Here is an 855-nt window from a genome sequence, read left to right as displayed (position 1 = left end):
AGAACCTGTTTAGAATCTCTGGTATAATCTGTACAAAAAAGGATGATTCCTATGATACATAATTATACAAGTAATATATCCCGTGAACAGTTTGAACTGATTCGAGAAGATTTAGAAAATGCACGGAAAAAGACGCGTCCTCGTACAGTCGATTTGTACGAAGTGTTCTGCGGTGTGCTATACGTGCTTACCACAGGCTGTCAATGGCGCAATCTACCAAGTGACTTTCCAAACTGGCAAACGGTGTATTTCTACTATCAGATTTGGCGAAAAATAAACGAGAATGGCATAAGTCTTCTCGAAAAATTGCATAAAAAAATTAGTTGAAACCTATCGTGAGCAAGATGGACGTAAGAATCAGACAAGTTTCTGCATCGTAGATGCACAAAGCGTGAAAAACACATGGATAGCTGGTGAAAAGGGTTATGATGCTGGAAAGAAAGTATCAGGAATCAAACGTCATATCGCTGTAGATACGAACGGTCTCATTCATGCGATTGATGTAACAACTGCGAACATAACAGACCGAGAGGGTGCCATCCAAATGTGTGAAAGGCACAAGAAAACATTGGGAAAAGTGAAAAATATACTTTGTGATGGCGGATATACAGGGCCATCCTTTGCGCAATCAATAAAAGGATCGATTGATTGTTCCGTTGAAATCATCAAACGCTCTGAACTTCACAAATTTGTCGTGTTACCAAAACGCTGGATTGTGGAGCGCACCTTTGCTTGGTTGGAAAATTACCGTAGGCTGTGGAAGAATTGTGAACTAACACTTGAAAATAGTAGACAGAGTTGCTTATTGGCAGGTGTGGCAATTTTATTGAAAAGATTTTAAACAGGTTCTAAGAA

General features: G+C 39.4%; 1 protein-coding gene. It reads left to right on the top strand.

Annotated features, from left to right (window positions below):
* Nucleotides 1-51 precede the first annotated feature (51 nt).
* Nucleotides 52-841, top strand: a protein-coding gene (locus PDL00_RS34680) for an IS5 family transposase (protein WP_270733848.1) whose coding sequence is annotated in 2 segments (ribosomal slippage) — nt 52-306 and nt 308-841 — 789 coding nt in all. Because the reading frame shifts where the segments join, the coding sequence is not laid out codon by codon here.
* Nucleotides 842-855: the final 14 nt, after the last annotated feature.

It is taken from the genome of Bacillus cereus group sp. TH152-1LC (assembly GCF_027710505.1).
GTDB lineage: Bacteria > Bacillota > Bacilli > Bacillales > Bacillaceae_G > Bacillus_A > Bacillus_A mobilis.
Note: the sequence above shows the minus strand (reverse complement) of the source record. Positions and strands in the feature narration are given on the sequence as shown.